Source organism: Pseudoalteromonas sp. 0303 (assembly GCF_013349995.1).
GTDB lineage: Bacteria > Pseudomonadota > Gammaproteobacteria > Enterobacterales > Alteromonadaceae > Pseudoalteromonas.
Genome location: NZ_JABVXF010000020.1, coordinates 1 through 19,131 on the forward strand (window position 1 = coordinate 1; position 19,131 = coordinate 19,131).

Below are 19,131 nucleotides of genomic sequence, written 5' to 3' on the forward strand. Positions count from 1 at the left end.
ATGGACTCCCATAACATTTTGGTCTGCTAACTTAAATGTTAGTCCAACCTTCGGTGGTTGGGGGAGTCCAATTATCTTTAGAGGAAAGTAATTATTAGTTTTATTGGGTTACTCATTCACTTCTCATTGTTTTCTCTTTGTGCAAAAAAAAGTGAAACGTTGGGTTTCGCTCCGCTCTTCCCAACCTACGAGTTAATGAATCAAGCACTGTAAGTCGTCATTTATGGCGACACATAATAGTTAAAATTGACGGGCTAAAGCCCGACCTACATCTTGCTTCTGTGGTTTAGATAAGCATCGCGCGAAATAAATTTCACGCCTACAGGTATGCATTTCACTGAGACTGCGTGCAGGCTGATCTGACTTATAGCTTAAAGCTTCTTTCCCCTTTACTCTTTCTAACTTGCTAACTTTCAATCTGATAGCTGATGGCTCCAAACGTTGGGTTTCGCTTCGCTACCCAACCTACGAGCTGATGGCTCCGACCTGTTAAGTTTTACTTAATACCACTCAAAACCCCTGACTAGTATTACAATACTACTATATTCATTATATTTGATTTATTTCAAAAACTTACAGTTCATACTTGTTTTATTACAAATAGGATTGATTCGCATTATTTTACATGTTTTAATTGCGCCGGTTAAAAAAATCTAAACATATACAGGACACACAATGACACCTAAGTTTATTGTTTCTACGCTTTCGACTGCGGTCGCTTTATCTTTAAGCGCTAATGCTTTTGCAAAAGATGTAACTAAAGAAGAGAAGAACTTCGAGCAAATCACTGTAATTGGCTCTGCATCTGCAATTAACGATATTCCTGGCTCTGCTACTTTTATTGATGAGCAAGAACTAGAAAAGTTTGAATATACTGATATCTCACGTGTTTTAAGTGCTGTACCGGGTGTATATGTACAAGAAGAAGACGGCTACGGCCTTCGCCCTAACATAGGTATGCGTGGTACGGGTACAGGTCGTAACGACAAAATCTCAGTAATGGAAGATGGTGTACTTGTAGCACCAGCACCTTACTCAGCGCCTTCTGCTTACTACTTCCCTACTATGGGTCGTATGGAGTCTATCGAAGTACTTAAAGGTGCAGCTTCTGTAAAGTATGGCCCGCGTACAACAGGCGGTGTTTTAAACTTAGTTTCTCGTAGCTTACCAACTGAAGGGTCTAAAGGTTTACTTAACGCCGAGCTTGGTAGCGATGGTTTCTACAAAGGTCATGCTTACTTCGGTAAAAAGAAAAACAATGCTGCGGGCCTTGTAGAAGTATTTACTTACGGTGCAGATGGCTTTAAAGATTTACCTGTAGGTAGCGACAACACAGGCTTTGAAAAGAATGATTTCTTATTAAAGTTTGGCTTTGACTTTGGTGATAACGAAGCACACAGCCTAGAAATGAAATTAAAGTACTCAGACGAGCGCTCTGACGAAACTTACATGGGCTTAACTGACGCTGATTACCAAGCAAACCCTTACCGTCGTTATGCTGCATCGCAAAACGATGAAATGAACACACAACACAATGCATACCAAATCAACTATGCATACCGCTTTGGTAAAGGTTACGAGCTACTTGCTACAGCTTACCTAAACGATTTCCACCGTAACTGGTACAAAGCAAGCAAAGTAAGCAGCAGCTACCTTGAGCAATACAGCGAGTTTGAAGCAAACCCAACGAGCGAAGGTATTGAAGGTGTTGGCGTAAAAGCGAATAACCGTGATTACCAAGCGAAAGGCTTACAAACTGAATTCCATATCCCAGCGGGCAACCACTACATCACTGTTGGTGCACGTTACCACGAAGATGAAATGGATCGTTTCCAATGGGAAGACAAGTACACGCTTAACCAAGACCTATCAATGACGCTTACAGAAAAAGGTGTTCCAGGTTCAAACAGCAACCGTTTAGATAGCGCAGAAGCGACTACCCTATTCATTCAAGATGAGTGGTCACTTGATGCATTAGTTATTAGCGCAGGTCTTCGCTACGAAGACATCACAATCAAACGTGTTGAATGGGCTAAGTCTGATCCTAACCGTGAAAATGGCTTAACAAAAGATATCAGCAACGACACTGAGATCTTAGTACCATCACTAGGTGCGACTTACACTGTAAGCGATAACCTAACGCTTCTTGCTGGTATTCAAAAAGGTTACGCACCAGCAGCCCCAGGTAATGCGGATCAAGAAGAAGAAGAGAGTGTTAACATTGAGCTAGGTGGTCGTTACGATTACGCGGGTATTCAAGGTGAAGTAATTTACTTTAACTCTGACTACACAAACATGCACGGTAACTGTACTGCGGCTGTAGGTTGTAGCGATGACAACATTGGCGACCAATACAACTACGGTGAAGTATCTGTGTCTGGTTTTGAGCTAAGCGCAGGTAAAGTATTTGCTACTAATGCAGCTTCGTTCCCAGTTCGCTTAACTTACACTTACACGGATTCTGAGTTCGACAACGCGTTTGAATCAGATCTTTGGGGTAGCGTAGAAAAAGGCGATGCAATGCCATACGTGCCTGAAAACCAATTAGCGCTTTCAGTGGGTGCTGAGTTCTCAAGCTTCGTATTCGATACGCAAATGCGTTATGTGTCTGATGCACACGCAGACTTAACTAGCTCAGGTCGCAATGCAATCGACAGCCGCGTTGTATGGGATTTAGCGGCTAAATACCTAATCGACGACAAACAAAGAGTATACCTAACAGTAGACAACCTGTTTGACAAAACCTACGTTGCAAACCGTGCAAATGGTGGTATTCAACCAGGTAAACCACGTACCCTACAACTAGGTTACAGCTACTCGTTCTAATAAAACGACTTAGCGAAATATCAAAAGCCGTGTGATGATAATCCCACGGCTTTTTTGTGGGTGTGAGTTAGCAAGATAGTAGCCGCGATTTAATATCGCGTAATTCAATGGATGCTCACAAAGAGGATAAGAGGCGCTGCGCTTTAGAGGAAAAACTACATAGCTTTATGGTCTTTCTCATTCTTTTCTCATTGTCCTCTCTTTGTGCAAAAAAATAGTGAACCACAGAAAAAACAGTAAATTACGCGGGGTAAACCCGCTGCTACGAATTCGACGTTAAAATCCTCCTACAACTCGCATCTCGCAAACTTTCCCCTTTACTCTATACCCTTGTAACTCGCTAACTTTGAATCTGATAGCTGACGGCTGAAAGCTGTTAGCTTTAGTTTAAGATCAAAAAAGCCGCGGTGATGGGCGTACCGCGGCTTTGCCTAACTTGAAAATAATCTACTGGGTTATTTCCAGCTTCTCATCTTATGGCCTTTTAAGGCATAGAATAAAATGAATACATAACTTGGGATCATAACAACATAAGCGCCTTGTGCGCCTAGGCCTGCTACGTTTCCTAAACCGATTAATAATGGGCCGAGTGCACCACCAGCAATACCCATGATCAATAAGCCTGATGCAGTGCCTGTTAAGCGACCTAAGCCAGCTAAAGCCAGTGGCCAAATTGCAGGCCAAACCATGGCATTAGCAAAGCCTAATAACGCAATGCATAACAATGGGTCTGGTAATTGTGGGCCACCAAATGGCACTAATAATAGGTTTGAAATAATGAACGAGTCATTACTGCCAAGCACCACTAACAACACGGTAATAATACCGGCAATACCCGACATTAATAACGCTGTTTGTTGGCTCATAAAGCGTGGAATAGTCAAAATACCTATCGCGTAACCAATCAACATACACGCCATGGTGTAAGAGGTCATAACTGAGTAATCAGCAACGCCAATTTGTAAAGCGTACGAGCCAATGGTATCTGCTGCAATAACTTCAACAGCAACATATAGCGCAATCCCCACTACACCTAAAACTAAGTGAGGGTGTGCTAGGGTTTCTTTAATTTCACCTTTGCCGTTTGATGTTTCATCTTCATCAAATACTAAATCAGGTAATGGTGCGAATTTCGCAAATGCTGCAAATAACATAATTAAAGCGGCAATCAACACATAAGGCATGATAAGGCTATTTGCCATAATGTCTTTTTGTTCTTGCGATAATTTACCTGCGCCATCAACAACACCGCTTACAACTACAGCGGCAAAAATAACAGGCACGATTACACCCGCAAATTTGTTTAATAAGCCCATGATACACACGCGCACAGCGGCTGATTTTTCAGAGCCCATTTTCACCACATATGGGTTAACAGCGGTTTGTAGCACGGTTTGCCCAACACCTATCATTAACTGTGCGAATAGGAAAATTTCGATCATTTGCAGTTTCGCAGCAGGAATATACATCAGCGCCGATAAAGCCATAATCGCACAGCCAATTGCCATACCATTCTTATAACCAACGCGCTTTATCAGCATAGCCGATGGGATACCGGCAACTGTTACCGCAATATAAAAAGAAGAGATGATAAACGAAGCTTGTAACGGCGAAAGCTCAAGCATTTGCTGCAAAAATGGTGTAATTGCACCATTAAGCCACGTTATACACCCTAAGATAAAAAACATTGAGCCGGCCAATACCATTGGCAGCCAGATGCTTTGTTTTGTGTTGTTGTCACACTCAACCGTTGCTTCCATAATTGTTCTCTTAGTTTGATTATTTTTATTTGGTTGGAATCTAGTATACAACTCAACAAAGCTGTTTAATTTCCATACCAATCACAAAAATTTAATCATACACTAACAAAAATGACAGCGCTATCATTTTACATTCATGTAAGTGCAAAAAAGCCGCAGCTAATTGCTTAGCTGCGGCTTAAACTAAATAGTAACAACTAGTTAGGTGTTATTTACCGATAGCTTCTTTTGCGAACAAATGTTTAATTGGACCAAGGTTGTCTACAAGGCTTAAACCAACACCACGTACAAGCTTTTTCAGTGGGTTAGCGCCTGCAAATAGCTCTTTTAAGCCTTGCATCATGGCAATATGTTTTTGTGCATCAAGCTTACGAGTACGTTCATAATCACGCAGCGTGCGTGCACTTGCAAACTCGCCTTGCTCATTACTTAATAGCTCAATTAAATAAGCGGCGTCTTTTAGGCCAAGGTTCATACCTAAACCAGCTAATGGATGAATGGTATGCGCTGCATCGCCCATTAATACTACTTTGCCCGACACCCACTGCTGGGCATAACGCATCTTAAGTGGAAACGCCATGCGCTCACTTTGCACTTCACATAAACCACATTGGCCATCAAGGGCTGCCATAACCGCTTTATTAAAGTTGTTATCATCAAGCGCTAAAAGTGTGTCGCAATGCTCTGGGCTTGTTGACCAAACAATTGAGTGCGTATGTTTATCTGGCAAGGGTAAAAACGCCAGCGGCCCGGTTGGCAAAAACACTTGGCGTGCTGTGTTGTTATGCTCATCAGCGGTTTTAACCGTGGCAACAATAGCGTGATGGTCATAATCTTTGAAGGTAATTGGCATGTTGAACTGCTTGCGAATAGCCGAGTTAGCCCCATCTGCCGCCACTAATAGTTTAGCAATCACAGGCTCGCCGCTTTCAAGAGTAATAAACACATCAGAGTCGGTTTGATGAATTTGCTGATAGCGGGTTTCGAACAGTAAAGTAGCATTACTTTGCTTTTCAAGTTCGCTAATTAAAGCGTAGCGAATAATGTCGTTTTCGACGATATGACCGAGCTGCGGTAAGTCGAGATCGTTATGATCAAAATGAATCTTACCAAAGCTGTCTTGATCACGTACATCCATCGAGGTATACGGTGTAGCACGTTGTTTAATGATCTCTGGCCATACATTTAAAGACTCGAATAAGCCCTGACTAGCTAAGCTTAATGCGCTCACGCGAAGTGCGTAATCATCACCTGGTAAGGTTTGATTTTTACTCGCGTCAATCACCACAACGCTGATATCTGCTTTTGCTAAACCTAGTGCTAGCGTAAGACCAACACAGCCACCACCGACAATACATACTTGTGCTTGTTTCATATCCGTTTACCTTGCTTAACCTGACCCATAAGCTGTTTTGCCAGCGGGGTTTTTAACGAGGAGAATAAATCCATTGAGAAAAGGCCTATGCTGCGACCCAGCGCGAGCAATCGTGATGAGTTAGAGAACAAACGCACTAGGCTGTCTGTGAGTGTCATCACGGTCGTAATATCTTTACTGCGAGTTTGGCTGTAATAACGGGTAAAGGCGTAATCACCAACGTCGTCTCTATTTGCCATATCACACAGTAGTTGCACATCACGCAGGCCTAAATTAAAGCCCTGCCCTGCAATTGGGTGAATAGCATGCCCTGCATTACCAATTAATACCGTACGGTGGCTGCTCAGTGATTCTGCTTTACCGTACACAAGCGGATAACTTGCACGCATACCCACTTTGCTAAATGCGCCGCCGCAGTAACCAAATGCTTTTTGCAACTCAGCCAAAAAGGCATCGTCTTCAAGCGCCATAGTGTGCTCAATTTGCTCAGGCTCCATACACCACACCAGTGAGTATCGGTTATTACTCATTGGCAACAGTGCCATTGGGCCGTGCTCAGTAAAACGCTCAAAGGCATGATTATGATGACCACCAGCCACTTCGATGTTAGCAATAATCGCCGCTTGCTGATAAGCGCGAGTATTAAACTCAATATTAGCCAGTTTACGGCTTTGCGAATGAGCACCATCGGCAATCACCACAAGCTTCGCGCTTAACTGCTCGCCCGAGCTTAGCGTGATATTGGCAAAGTCGCTTTGGTATTCAAGCTTGGCAACCTTATCAGGGCAAAACAAACTAACATCAGTACGCGTAAGTTGCTGATGAAGGCTGCGCCCAAATGGGTTCACTTCGACCACATAACCAAGGGCATCATGACCATATTCTTGGCAATCAATATGTGTTTTACCAAAATGGCCACGGTCAGATACAGTTACTTTTTTAATCGCTGCTGCAAATGGCGCTTGGCAATCAAACGCATTGATTGATTTTAAGTACTGAACAGACTGCTGAGCCAGCGCAATGCTTCTATCATCAAAGCTTGGGTGATAGTCTGCGCTTACTTCATTTGCTTCAATTACAGCGATTGATAACTGCTTATTGCTCTGTTTTAGGCCTAGGGCACAACTTGCACCCGCCATTCCACCGCCGATAATGACAACATCAAACTGCTTTGCCACGCTTGCTCCTAGCCTTTGTTTGCTTGCATCACTGCTTCAATGTCACTAACGGTTTTAGGAACCGAAATGGTCAGGTTTTCATGGCCATCTTGAGTGACAAGTAAGTTATCTTCGATACGAATACCGATGCCTTTATATTGCTCTGGTGCTTTTGCATCTTCGCTAATATATAAACCCGGTTCGATTGTGAGCACCATGCCCGGCTCAAATACGCGCTCTTTTTCATCAAGCTTATATTCGCCAACATCGTGTACGTCTAACCCTAGCCAGTGACCAAGGCCATGCATGTAAAATGCTTTGCAGGCTTGGTTTGCCATTAGTTCATCAAGCTCACCAGTTAAAATGCCTAAATCAATAAGCCCTTGCGTTAATACCGTTGAGGCCAGTTCATTCGCTTTCGATAAACTACCGCCCGGCTTTACTTGGCTGAATGCTGCTTCTTGAGCTGCTAATACAATGTTGTAAAGCGCCGCTTGTGGTTCGCTAAACTTGCCATTGATTGGGAAAGTACGTGTGATATCTGCCGCATAACCTTCAAGTTCACAGCCAGAATCAATTAACACTAAATCGCCATCTTTTAGCTCAGCGTCATTTTGTGTGTAGTGTAAAATGTTGGCGTTGTCGCCACTGCCGACAATCGTGCCATAAGCAGGATGACGGGCACCATTCATTGCATAATGGTGGTGAAGCTCTGCCTCTAATTGGTATTCAGTTGCGCCAGGTTTGGCAAACTGCATAGCGCGAATATGGCCTTGCGCACTAATTTCGCAAGCTGTGCGCATAATGTTTAATTCTGCGTCAGATTTAAACAACCGCATTTCATGCACTAAACCACGAATATCTTTAATGGTATGCGGTGCTTTATAGCCCTTTTTAGGTGCGCCGCGAAGTGTGTTTAATAAGTCCCAAACCTTTGCATCGAAATTTGCGTAAGTGCCTTGAGCATAAAATAAAATCTGCTGGCCGTTCACCAAATCTAATAATTGTTCATCTAGTTCACTAAGTGGGCAAGTTGCGTCGAATAAGTACTCAGATTTAGCTTTTTCGAAGCCAATTCTTCGGCCATGCCAAATTTCAGCTAGTTTGTCTTTGTTGCGGCAAATAAGCGTACTTGGTGTATCGCTTGACGGGCAAAGCACTAAAACTGCATCTGGTTCGTTAAACCCTGTTAGGTAGAAAAAATCACTGTCTTGACGAAATGCATATTCAGTATCACGGCTACGTGTTACTTCTCCTGCCGCAGGAATAATAGCCACGCTATTTTTATCCATCATCGCAAGCAAGCGCTCGCGGCGGGCTTTAAATTCAGCTTTATCGATTGCAATAGACGACATGCTAAACCTCTGTAATTTGATTAGTGAAGGGTCTTCTTAGAGTTTTTATCTGTAGGTTCTTTACCTAGCTCAGCAAAACATAACAGAGCAGAAACACGCACATACTCAATCACTTCGTGCAGTGCTTGGTTGTCTTCTTCGGTCTCTTCAAACATGGTGTCTAGGCGGGTAATTTCACTAAAATCGCTGATCACTTCTTTCACATCAGCAGATAACTTGCCGTAATCTTTTTGTTTTAAACCAAAACCAAGCATAAAACCCGATACCCAAGATACTAAGCCATTGGCTAAATCGATCAGTGTTTCGTCGTCGCTTGGTAAAAATAGGTCAAATTGAAATTCTTCATCGCTAAAGCTGGCAACAACCTGAGAATACACGTCAGCAAAAAATGCTTTTAAATCTTTATTAAAGGCTAAGCCATCATTGAATACATCGCTTAATAAACCTAAGTATTCGTCGGCTTCGATATTGATGCCACAGGCTAATAAACCACTGATCACACCATGGGCTTCAGCTGGTGCGACAAAAATTTCATTCTTTTCTAATAACAATTGGGCTTGTTGGTAATCAGGTAACGTGCTCATAACTTTTTCTTTGTTCGGCTAAGTAACGCCATGCTACCACTCGATAAATCGCAACTCCAATTAATTGTATGATTGAGGTCAAAAAGCAATCTGAAAAGTAAATAAGCAGTTAAAGGTGGGGAAAAACTACCCGAACGATCCGCTTTTTTTACTTCTATGGTTTAAGGATTGAAACTTGTCTTATATACTGAAGGTGTTCCCTAGGGTGCAGGAGCTTGGTTAAGTCCCTGAGCCGATAAATTTTATGTTAGGGTTTCTGTTCGTCTACTATTGTGCAAGCTCGGCATGTACCGAGAAGCCTACGGTAAACCGCAGATCCCCGCCCTGAAACCTCAAGGTTTCAGGACTGACACCGGGCACCGCATACTTGGGGAACACCCTTTTTTATTTATCAGGCAGCATTGCAGCTTACAGAAAATTATAACGGGCTAAAACTTTGGTTATCAAGAGAATAACCCTCGACTTGATAGTAAGTCGATTTGTTTAGTACTACTGTTAGTTAACACTAGCAGTTGCTGATTTGATTGACTCATTCTTTAGCACAAAATAAGGAATCACTTTTTGTGCGCTGGCAATAACCAGCTTTGAGTTTAAATTAATTACTCGAGCATTCACTTCTACACCATTAGGGCGATATATAAGCGTGCCAGTGAGTACATGGCTGGCAATGCGACGCTCGGCTAACTCTTCTACATCACGCGACATCACAAAATCACCACGTGAGGTCACACTAATGATATCCATCGCTTTAAAATCAACAACGCCAAAGCCAAATTTTTGCAGCTGGTGCATCATTGTTTCCGATAGCTGATTACCAAGTTGAGAGCTATTTTTTAGGCTCGCATCTAAATTAACAAAGCTAGTAATGGCTATTCCTAGCTCGCTTTCTTGTTGCATGGTATCCACTAAATCAAGCGCCATTTGCTCGACATAATTAACAATTGTCTTGTGATGTTGATAAGGCACAAATAAACGATGGTTAGCGTTATCCTGCTGCATATCTTTTTGCTCAAGCGCTTGCAGCATAGCAACGTAATCGACTTGAGTACTCGCTGATGCAGGTGCATTTTGAGCTGTATTTTGCGGCTCTGCTGATTGCTCTGGCAGCAATTGGCAGCCAGATAGTGCGAGCGTTAACGATGCTAAAATAAAACCTTTCATAGCTTACTCACTTGCTTGTTTTAGTGTAATACCATCACTGCGGTTGGTACTATCAAGGGCATCAACCACTGATTGCGGGATAAAACCTTGCGCTGAACCTACAACTGCTTTGCTTGCTAAACCAACAATTCGGGCATTAACGAGCACACCACTTTGATGATTAACCAAAGTACCTGCCAATACATAATTGAAGTTTTGATCTTGGCTTAGCTCTAAATAGTCACGACTGAAAACATAGTCACCAGTTGGCGTGACACGCATATAATCAGTGGTTTTAAAATCAATGACAGGTACACCAAATGCGTGAAGCTCATGAATGAAACTTTCGGCAATTTGATTACCTAGCAAATTCGTTGAGTTGTAATCTGCATCAAGGTATATAAAGCTTGAAACAGCAACCGGCGTGCTATCGCTAACATATTGCAAGTTTTCAACAAGATCCTGCATGATGCCACGCACATAGTGATTAATATTTTTACGCGTTGGTGCTGCTGTAAAGGTGCTGTTATTCATCACCGCCTGATTGGTTTGAAACACACTGTCGTTACTATGTGGCGCGGCGACTTCTCTTTGCGCAGCTAACTGAGGATCATTATCGTGTTGTGTTACATCACCAGTTAACATTGATGAGCAACCAAAGCCAAAAGGCAAACATAAAGTTAAAATTAAACGTTTCATTAAATGAGTTCCTCTTAATATTCGCTTCGATACAACTGGCCATCACGTTGCTGAACTTTTTCAGCGCCCCACATCACATTGATAGGGATCTCGGTGCTTGCTGCTGATACTATTCGCAGATCTTTGGTATTTACCAATCGGGCGTTAACTATGTAGGCATGTTGTTGCCGCGTCAGTGTGCCGGTAATAACAAAGTCAATATTCTGACGTTGACGCAAGGTATTTACATCACGACTAAGAACACTATCGGCCGATTGCTGCAAATTTAAAGTCTTTTCTAATCGATACTCTATGGTATGAAAACCAAGCTGAGTAAATTGCGTTAATAAACTTTCTTGAATTTGCTGACTCAAGCCACTGCCCTGATCTTCTGCTAAATCAGTACCTAAGCCATCAGCCATATAGAAACTGGTCACAGCAATACGTGCATTGCCTTTGTAAGGGCCTTGAATACGGCTCAGCTGACTACTTAGATCAGCAACGTATTGATGCACCGTATAAGGTGCCATCGGCGATTTTGGGGTTTCTCTAGGGGGCGCTTTTTGTGGCTCTTCAGTTAAGCTACAACCCACCAACACTAAAAAAACTGAATAAAATAACAGGCGCATAATTGCCATCCTCACTAAACTTAGTAAGTACAAAGCAATAATTATGCCTAAGTATTATTATAAACGGGATATACCAAGATAATCGTGAAACAAGAGGCTCTGATATATGCTATGAGCTAGTCTTTTTGCTTTAAGGCCTCTTTTAATCTCTAACTGCTGCTGATTGTTATTTAGTTCAAATGCTATAGCATCTGCCCAACAAAATGGGCTGTAACACAAGTTTGCCCTACTTTTTTTACTATCTCACAAAATGCAGTGGCTTGAGTGTAATTTGCAAATGGGCCAGCTCTTAAACCATACAAGGTTACGCCTTTTTGATCACGTTGTTTAAAGCGAAAATCTAGACCATGCAAGATATCAGGATAGTCACGCTTTAGCTCTAATACACGGTGAGCTACTTTATTAGGTGTTAGATATAAACCTAATTGCACTCCAGGCTCTTCAGCTTTATGTACTTCAACAGCTGAACTTTGTGACTGCATTGATGATTGTTGCACTAACTGCTCATTATATACTGGCTGACTTTGTTCTTGGCTCATCATGCATGCTGGTAGAGCAGTGAGGCATATGATTATCAAAAGGTATTTGGAGAAAGTAGAAAAGTGCATGATGACGTCGACTCTAAAAAATAGACTTAAATTCAGCAATAAAAATGCCAGCTGTAGAGCGAAATTTTACACTAAAAATATACTCGGTTGTCAGTGTAATTACCAACCCAGCAATCAATGCCTTGGCGCTTAATCGCCTCACAATCGGCTTTCGCATTTTTTAAATACTTATAACGGCCAAACTTAAGACGATAATAAGTATGCTCATTTACCTGTGCGACTTCAACATTGAGTATCGGTTTACCTTGAAAGATACTTGGAGCACGCCTAACCATTTTTTTAAATGAATAAGCAAGACCTTCTTCAGATTCAACAGATATAAGCTGTAAAGCAAAACTATAACTATGATCAGAAAGCTCAGTATTTGTCGATGACTCTGACACAGAGCTAAGTTCTTTATCTGGGGTCTGCTGAATATTTCCAACTGATTTATAGTTTGTGGTTACTCTGTCAGGGCTCGCTTGTATTTGCACATGATAAGTACTTGGCTGACTGAACGCTTTACTTAAAAGAGAGGAAAAATCTAAGTTTAGAGTTTTATTTTCAAAGATATAAGACAATGAATTATGACTGCAACCGGATACAGCTAGTAACACCACGAGGTATAAACTGTAACGTAAAAGCTTTGAGCAACATTTCATAATCAGGATTCTTTAAAGTACCATTAAAAACAACTTCTCATCCAAAGAAGAACATACTGTTAGTACTTACCTGTACATCAACACTTAAAAAGATAATTTGAGATATAAAACGTAATCACTAACGTATTAACGTTTCGACGGTAACCATTTGTTTTAGTTATTTATTGGAAGAACAACTACACACGAAACAATTAATTTACATTCAATAGTAACAATGTGTTAAGACAAAGGTATATCAGAAAAATCCTTTATTGGATAATAATCGACAATTGGGGGGAACATGTAAATAACAAAAAAGTGCCATATAGGCACTTTTTTTACATAATTTTTAACTAGATGGTTTGCATTACTTATTTAACCAGCGACTTAATGAAGTCTGTTAGCTCACCTTTGAATTCATCACGACGCAGTGCAAATTCAACAATGGCTTTTAAATAACCAATTTTGCTACCGCAGTCATGGCTTTTACCCTTCATTGAGTAAGCATCAACAATTTCTTTTTCCATTAGCATAGCAATGGCATCTGTTAATTGGATTTCATCGCCTGCACCAGCTGGGGTTTTTGCTAGTAATGGCCAAATATTTTTGCTCAATACATAACGACCCACAACGGCAAGATTTGATGGTGCTTGATCAACTGGAGGCTTTTCAACCATATTCAGAATAGCTGCACTTTCACCCTGATTGATTTTTACATCACCTAAGTCGACAACACCGAACTTGTCTACTTCGTTTTGAGGCACAGGCTCAACCATAATTTGGCTTTCACCCGTACTTTCAAAACGCTGGATCATTTCAGCTAAGTTATCTTTTTTAAGGTCGCTTGCTACATCATCGATGATCACATCCGGTAAGATAACAACAAACGGTTCATTGCCTATAATTGGCGCTGCACAGTTAATAGCATGGCCAAGACCTTTCGCTTCACCCTGACGAACTTGAATAATCGTGACATCTTTCGGGCAGATTGATTGTACTTCTGCAAGTAATTGGCGCTTAACACGTTTTTCAAGCGTAGCTTCTAACTCAAAACTGGTATCAAAGTGGTTTTCAATTGAGTTTTTACTTGAATGCGTTACTAAAACAATTTCTTTAATTCCTGCTGAAATTGCTTCATTTACAACGTACTGAATCAACGGGCGGTCAACAATAGGAAGCATTTCTTTAGGAATTGCTTTTGTTGCAGGTAACATACGCGTGCCAAGACCAGCAACTGGGATCACTGCTTTCATTGATTTCTCCTTAAATTTTATTGTTCTTACACTGAAAACGGATACTTAATTGCATCGTGACACTGATAACCTACTACTTCAAAATCGTCTTTTGTAACCCAGGTTTCAATGTCTTCTAGTGATTTAATATTTGGGTTTATTTTTAATTCTGGCGACGCGAAAGGCTCACGCTTAAGCTGCACATCACGCATCAACTCAAGTTGGTTTTCATAAATATGCGCATTCGCTATTTTATGATACGCCTTACCCGGTTTGTGGCCGGTGATTTGTGCAACTATAGCAAGTAACACAAAACATTGAATTTGATTAAAGTTCAAACCCAGCGGCACATCGCAGCTACGTTGGTATGATGTTAAGTATAGAGTATCGCCCAACAAAGAAAAGGTGTGCGTGTGCATACAAGGGCGTAAACAGCCTAACTCAAACTCACCTGGGTTATAAAAAGTGACGATTTCACCGCGATCATCAATCCCTTTTGATAAGTTATCGATAACTTTTTTAAGTTGATCAAGGTGGCTGCCATCCGGACGTTGCCAACTGCGGCCTTGCACACCATACACTCGACCCATATCATCTTCACCACGACGATGTGGGTTTTCTAGCCAAGCTTTGTTTTCGTTTGCGTTAGCATTCCAAGTCATACAGCCGATATCACGAAACTGTGCAGCGCTGTCGTAACCACGTAAATAACCCAGTAACTCCGCTATCGCCGCTTTATAAAAGCTCTTGCGCGTTGTAATTAGCGGAAACTTATTATTTGCCACATCATATTCAAGATCGGCATTAATTACGGTTAAACATTTGGTCCCTGTGCGCTTGTTCTCAACCCACACACCTTCGTCAACAATGCGCTGACATAAATCTAAATACTGTTTCATTAATTTGCTCTTGTTATGCTTTACTTGCCACGCTGTGTTGCGGCTTTTTATAGGCCCATATTAACAAACCAAGGCCACCAATTACCATCGGCAATGACAGTATTTGCCCCATCGAGATAAAGCCTGCGAATAAACCTAAATGAGCATCTGGCTCACGGAAATATTCAACAATAAATCTAAACACGCCATAGCCAAGTAAGAACACCCCAGCAACACTACCCGCTGGACGAGGCTTTTTGATAAACCATTGTAAGATCAAGAACAGCACCAAACCTTCTAAAAAGGCTTCGTATAATTGTGATGGATGACGAGGCTCTGGGCCACCTGATGGGAAAATAAACGCCCAAGGTACATCAGTCACTCGGCCCCATAACTCGCCATTAATAAAGTTACCAATACGCCCTGCTAACAAACCGAGCGGCACCAGTGGCACCACAAAATCGCCCACTTCAAATAGTGATTTTTTACGTGTCCAGGCAAAAATAGCAATGGCTGTAATCACACCTAGCGTACCGCCATGGAACGACATGCCACCTTGGTCAATTCTGAATAAGTACAATGGGTTTTCAATAAAGTAGCTAAACTGATAAAACAATACATAACCAATACGACCACCGAGTATTACCCCGAGCATGCCGTAAAATAATAAGTCACTAACTTGTTCTTTTGTCCAACCTGAGTTTGGTTTTTCTGCTTGACGATTAGCAAGCCACATCGCCAAAGCAAAACCAATTAAATACATTAAACCGTACCAACGTACGCTGAGCGGGCCTACCGAAAAAATAACCGGATCGATATCTGGAAATTGAAGAGCCATAAAAATAAAAACCTTTAACTAAACACCATTTTAAGCGCAATTATGACAAGTAATAGCGCGAATACTTTTTTTATTGTTGCCACAGGCAAGTAATGCGTGGCCTTGGCACCTATTGGCGCAATGAGCGACGAGGTAACCACAATCCCGACTAACGCAGGTAAATACACAAATCCGGCAAATCCATCACTGAAAGATGTTAATTGCCACCCAGCAGATACGTAACCCACTGAGCCGAACAGCGCAATGACAATACCACATGCAGCAGCACAACCAATGGCCTTTTTAATATCAACGGAAAAATAATGCAGTAGCGGCACAATAAGCGCCCCACCACCAATACCAATTAGCCCTGACAGCGCCCCCATTATGGCACATAAAAAGCCAAGAATAGGCCCTGATGGAAGCGGCTTTTCACTGGCGGCTTTTTTACGTGTCGATAACACCATTCTAAGTGCGATAAACACCACGCTACCGGCAAAAACAAAGCGCAGTAGCTGCTCTGGGATAAAGCTTGCTGCAAAGCCACTGATCAATGCGCCAAGGCCAACGCCAGTCATAACCCAAGGAGCAATCTCCCAAGGCACGTTAGCATTACGATGATGAGCAAAGGCTGAAGACGTCGAAGTAAAAATAATGGATGCTAACGAGGTTGCTATCGCGATAACTAATACATGGCTTGGGTCAGCAACATTAAACGACACTAATAACGCACTAAGTACTGGCACGATTATAAGACCGCCACCAATACCTAATAATCCTGCTAAAAATCCAACCACGCTGCCCAAAATTGCGCAGTACACCATTAAAAGTATTACGTCATGCATAGCACACTCATATATTCAATTTGTTATATACATATACTAAACTAATATATATACCCAAACCACCTCAAGATGCGAGTTTCAGTTGGAATTAAAAGCGATTTAGGCAAGGCATTGATTGCAAGTAATAGTGGTTCTATTGTTAAAATCAATAACGCAGTATAAATCGCTTTTAAACCAACCCTTTGGGCGTTTCACAGGCACTTACTCTCATCGTTGTTACTTCTTAAAAGGGACTGCCATTGTTGCAAAGTAACGCCTTGATATTAAGCACCTGTGAAACGCTGAATTCTACATCTTGAGGTGGCTTGGGTATAAGTGCTTCACAGCACAATTTCCCCTCATGATTGACCTTGGCTTGGGGTGTAAAATAGCTCACCGAGTTGATGTTCGATCATAAAGTTACGCGTTAACCTAAGTACATGTTTTGCAGTGGGTTGTAATAAACACTCTGCAAGTAACTTTTCCATATCACTGACATTTAATCGTCTAAGCACAAACTTAATTTTACTAATCGAAGCGTAGTTCATGCTCAAGCTTCGATACCCCATCGCAATAAGCAGTAACGCTCCTTCTGGGTCGCCCCCTAACTCACCACACAAACTAAATGGCAACTCATGTTGCTGACACTCTTGTGCTATTTTTAACAGCACTCTAAGTACACTTGGGTGATAAGGATTAAATAGCTCAGCAACACGGGCATTAGAGCGATCAACTGCCAGCATATACTGGGTTAAATCGTTGCTACCTACAGAGCAAAAATCGACCTTTTGCGACCACTCTTCAAGCATAAATACACTCGAAGGTACTTCTAACATCACGCCGATTTCAGGGCGCTCAATGGCTTGTTCAGGATATTGTTCACTTAACTCAAAGTAGGCTTGTTCGAGCAGTTTTAACGATTCGTCCACTTCTTCTGAGCCACTGATCATCGGCAGCATGATTTTTAAATTACCCAACCCAATGTTGGCTTTTAACATTGCCTTGAGCTGATCTAAAAATAGCTCTGGGTGATCTAAGGTCACTCGAATACCACGCCAACCTAAAAATGGATTTTCTTCTGTTATATTGAAGTAATCTAAAACTTTATCGCCACCAATATCGAGTGTACGCATCACCACAGGGTTGGGGTGATAACTAGTGAGCACTTCGCGATACCAGCTTTCTTGTTCTGACTGTGAAGGAAATTGGCCTTTTTGCATAAACCAGGCTTCGGTGCGATAAAGACCTACCCCATCGCAAAATGGCTTATTGTCATGCTCCGTATTTAATTCAAGACCCGCGTTAAGTAATAAGCTAATGTGTTCGCCATCTTTAGTGATGGCATCTAGGTTTTGCTCTGCTACAAAGCGGTCGTTCAATAAGGCTTCTTGATATTTGAGCTGACTGTATTCCTCTTGCAGCATTTGTGAAGGAGAAATATATAAACGCCCTGCATAGGCATCTAAAATCATTTGCTTGCCTTCAAATTGCAATAACGGCACATCTTCAATGCCCCAAATAGCAGGGATCCCCATAGCACGAGTTAATATAGAAGCATGACTATTTGCCGCACCATTAACACTCACAACCCCAGCGAGGTGCCCTTTAGGTACTTCAGCAAGCATTGCGGGGGTTAATGTACCGGCAATTAAAATAGTGTCTTTAGGGTAAGGTTTTGCCGCATGCTCAGTATTAACTAAGTGATGTAAAACCCGTAAACCAATATCTTTAACATCAACAGCACGCTCTTTAATGTAAGGATCTTGCATGGCATTGAATTGAGTCACCAATTTCTCAATTACAATTTTCAGGGCGCTTTTAGCATTCCAGCCTTGTTGTAATTGCGCTTCAACATTTTGACCAAGACTTTTTGCATCAAGTAACTGCTGATAAACATCAAATACCGCCAGTGCCTCTTGCGGAATAGAGTCGCTCAGAGTCATAGATAAGGTATTAAACTCGTTACGCGTCGCAGCCACAGCTTGGGTAAATAGCTTACGCTGGGTGCTCACATCGTCGTCTTTTTGCAGTTCAATGGAACTGAAGTCAAGTTTAGGGATCACCACAAAGGCTTCACCTATGGCAATACCTGGTGCACTTGATACCCCTTTTAGTACTGAGGTTTGGTGGGAAAACTCATCAACGCGTAATATTTCTTTTATTTCTGCATGAGCTAACTGAGAAGCTAGCTGTGCCGAGAGCGTAATTAAGAATGACTCTTCGTCAGGGCTAAAAACACGGGCTAGTTTTTGTTGAACAACAATAACGCCTAAAACCTTTTTCTGGTGCACGACTGGCACAGATAAGAACGCGTTATAGCCTTCTTCATTGACTTCAGGTGAGAGTTTAAAGCGAGGGTGAGACTTAGCAAAAGCAATATTGATAGGCTCTTCACGCTGAGCAACAAGACCAACGAGACCTTCAGTAAAGCCTATACGAAACTTACCCACTGCATCTGGGTTGAGGCCTTGGGTGGCCATCAATACAAAGTTATCTTGGCTATAATCTGCAAAATAAATCGAGCAGCACTGTGTTTGCATGGCATCTTTTACCATTTGCACAAAACACCCCAGCGCACTATTTAAGTCCGCCTGTTGCGACACTGCCTCAGCAATTGATCTGAGCGTGGCTAACATGATGCTGCTCCT

Annotated in this window: 16 protein-coding genes and 1 other RNA gene; 2 read left to right on the top strand and 15 right to left on the bottom strand. The window is 41.9% G+C overall.

Annotation, left to right across the window (positions count from 1 at the left end; genetic code table 11):
• The first annotated feature begins 675 nt into the window (after positions 1-675).
• Complete coding sequence (locus tag HUS62_RS13570; RefSeq protein ID WP_175079966.1) at positions 676-2,826, top strand: TonB-dependent receptor domain-containing protein; 2,151 nt, start codon at positions 676-678, stop codon at positions 2,824-2,826.
• Between the two features lie 455 nt (positions 2,827-3,281).
• Here the strand turns inward: HUS62_RS13570 and nagP are convergent, their stop codons facing one another.
• The 5 genes from nagP to HUS62_RS13595 form a co-directional block, all read right to left on the bottom strand.
• A complete protein-coding gene (gene nagP, locus HUS62_RS13575) occupies positions 3,282-4,586 on the bottom strand; it encodes an N-acetylglucosamine MFS transporter NagP (RefSeq protein ID WP_269408838.1) in 1,305 nt (434 codons plus the stop codon).
• Between the two features lie 208 nt (positions 4,587-4,794).
• On the bottom strand, positions 4,795-5,961 hold the full coding sequence (locus tag HUS62_RS13580) for an FAD-dependent monooxygenase (protein WP_175079968.1): 1,167 nt from the start codon (positions 5,959-5,961) through the stop codon (positions 4,795-4,797).
• Positions 5,958-7,139: a 2-octaprenyl-6-methoxyphenyl hydroxylase gene (gene ubiH, locus HUS62_RS13585; protein WP_175079969.1), complete on the bottom strand. Its 1,182-nt coding sequence runs from the start codon at positions 7,137-7,139 to the stop codon at positions 5,958-5,960. The genes HUS62_RS13580 and ubiH overlap by 4 nt, the downstream gene beginning before the upstream one ends.
• An 8-nt stretch (positions 7,140-7,147) precedes the next feature.
• On the bottom strand, positions 7,148-8,473 hold the full coding sequence (gene pepP, locus HUS62_RS13590) for a Xaa-Pro aminopeptidase (RefSeq protein WP_058585641.1): 1,326 nt from the start codon (positions 8,471-8,473) through the stop codon (positions 7,148-7,150).
• Positions 8,474-8,493: 20 nt separating this feature from the next.
• Positions 8,494-9,057, bottom strand: a complete 564-nt coding sequence (locus HUS62_RS13595) for a UPF0149 family protein (protein ID WP_175079970.1) — start codon at positions 9,055-9,057, stop codon at positions 8,494-8,496.
• A gap of 194 nt (positions 9,058-9,251) precedes the next feature.
• Here HUS62_RS13595 and ssrS point away from each other — a divergent pair.
• A non-coding RNA gene (gene ssrS / locus HUS62_RS13600) (6S RNA) lies at positions 9,252-9,435 on the top strand.
• 117 nt (positions 9,436-9,552) lie between these two features.
• On the opposite strand, the gene HUS62_RS13605 is transcribed toward ssrS, so the two are convergent.
• The 10 genes from HUS62_RS13605 to ptsP form a co-directional block, all read right to left on the bottom strand.
• Complete coding sequence (locus tag HUS62_RS13605; protein ID WP_175079971.1) at positions 9,553-10,218, bottom strand: FlgO family outer membrane protein; 666 nt, start codon at positions 10,216-10,218, stop codon at positions 9,553-9,555.
• A 3-nt stretch (positions 10,219-10,221) separates the two neighbouring features.
• Positions 10,222-10,896 (bottom strand): FlgO family outer membrane protein, encoded by a 675-nt coding sequence (locus HUS62_RS13610; RefSeq protein ID WP_058586441.1) that lies wholly within the window; start codon positions 10,894-10,896, stop codon positions 10,222-10,224.
• Positions 10,897-10,910: 14 nt separating this feature from the next.
• Complete coding sequence (locus HUS62_RS13615) at positions 10,911-11,504, bottom strand: FlgO family outer membrane protein (RefSeq protein ID WP_058586442.1); 594 nt, start codon at positions 11,502-11,504, stop codon at positions 10,911-10,913.
• Between the two features lie 182 nt (positions 11,505-11,686).
• The gene (locus tag HUS62_RS13620) at positions 11,687-12,043 is read right to left on the bottom strand and encodes an SPOR domain-containing protein (protein ID WP_175079972.1); all 357 of its coding nucleotides are present in this window, start codon (positions 12,041-12,043) and stop codon (positions 11,687-11,689) included.
• A 140-nt stretch (positions 12,044-12,183) separates the two neighbouring features.
• Positions 12,184-12,753, bottom strand: coding sequence for an SPOR domain-containing protein (locus HUS62_RS13625; protein ID WP_175079973.1), 570 nt, complete (start codon positions 12,751-12,753; stop codon positions 12,184-12,186).
• A gap of 350 nt (positions 12,754-13,103) precedes the next feature.
• Positions 13,104-13,985: a UTP--glucose-1-phosphate uridylyltransferase GalU gene (gene galU, locus HUS62_RS13630; protein ID WP_175079974.1), complete on the bottom strand. Its 882-nt coding sequence runs from the start codon at positions 13,983-13,985 to the stop codon at positions 13,104-13,106.
• A 26-nt stretch (positions 13,986-14,011) separates the two neighbouring features.
• Positions 14,012-14,863 (bottom strand): thymidylate synthase, encoded by an 852-nt coding sequence (locus HUS62_RS13635; protein WP_175079975.1) that lies wholly within the window; start codon positions 14,861-14,863, stop codon positions 14,012-14,014.
• A gap of 13 nt (positions 14,864-14,876) precedes the next feature.
• Positions 14,877-15,680, bottom strand: coding sequence for a prolipoprotein diacylglyceryl transferase (gene lgt, locus HUS62_RS13640; RefSeq protein WP_054562237.1), 804 nt, complete (start codon positions 15,678-15,680; stop codon positions 14,877-14,879).
• 14 nt (positions 15,681-15,694) lie between these two features.
• Positions 15,695-16,504 (bottom strand): sulfite exporter TauE/SafE family protein, encoded by an 810-nt coding sequence (locus tag HUS62_RS13645; protein WP_054554352.1) that lies wholly within the window; start codon positions 16,502-16,504, stop codon positions 15,695-15,697.
• Positions 16,505-16,842: 338 nt separating this feature from the next.
• Entirely contained in the window at positions 16,843-19,119 is a 2,277-nt protein-coding gene (gene ptsP / locus HUS62_RS13650; protein WP_062566761.1) for a phosphoenolpyruvate--protein phosphotransferase, read from the bottom strand.
• Positions 19,120-19,131 lie beyond the last annotated feature (12 nt).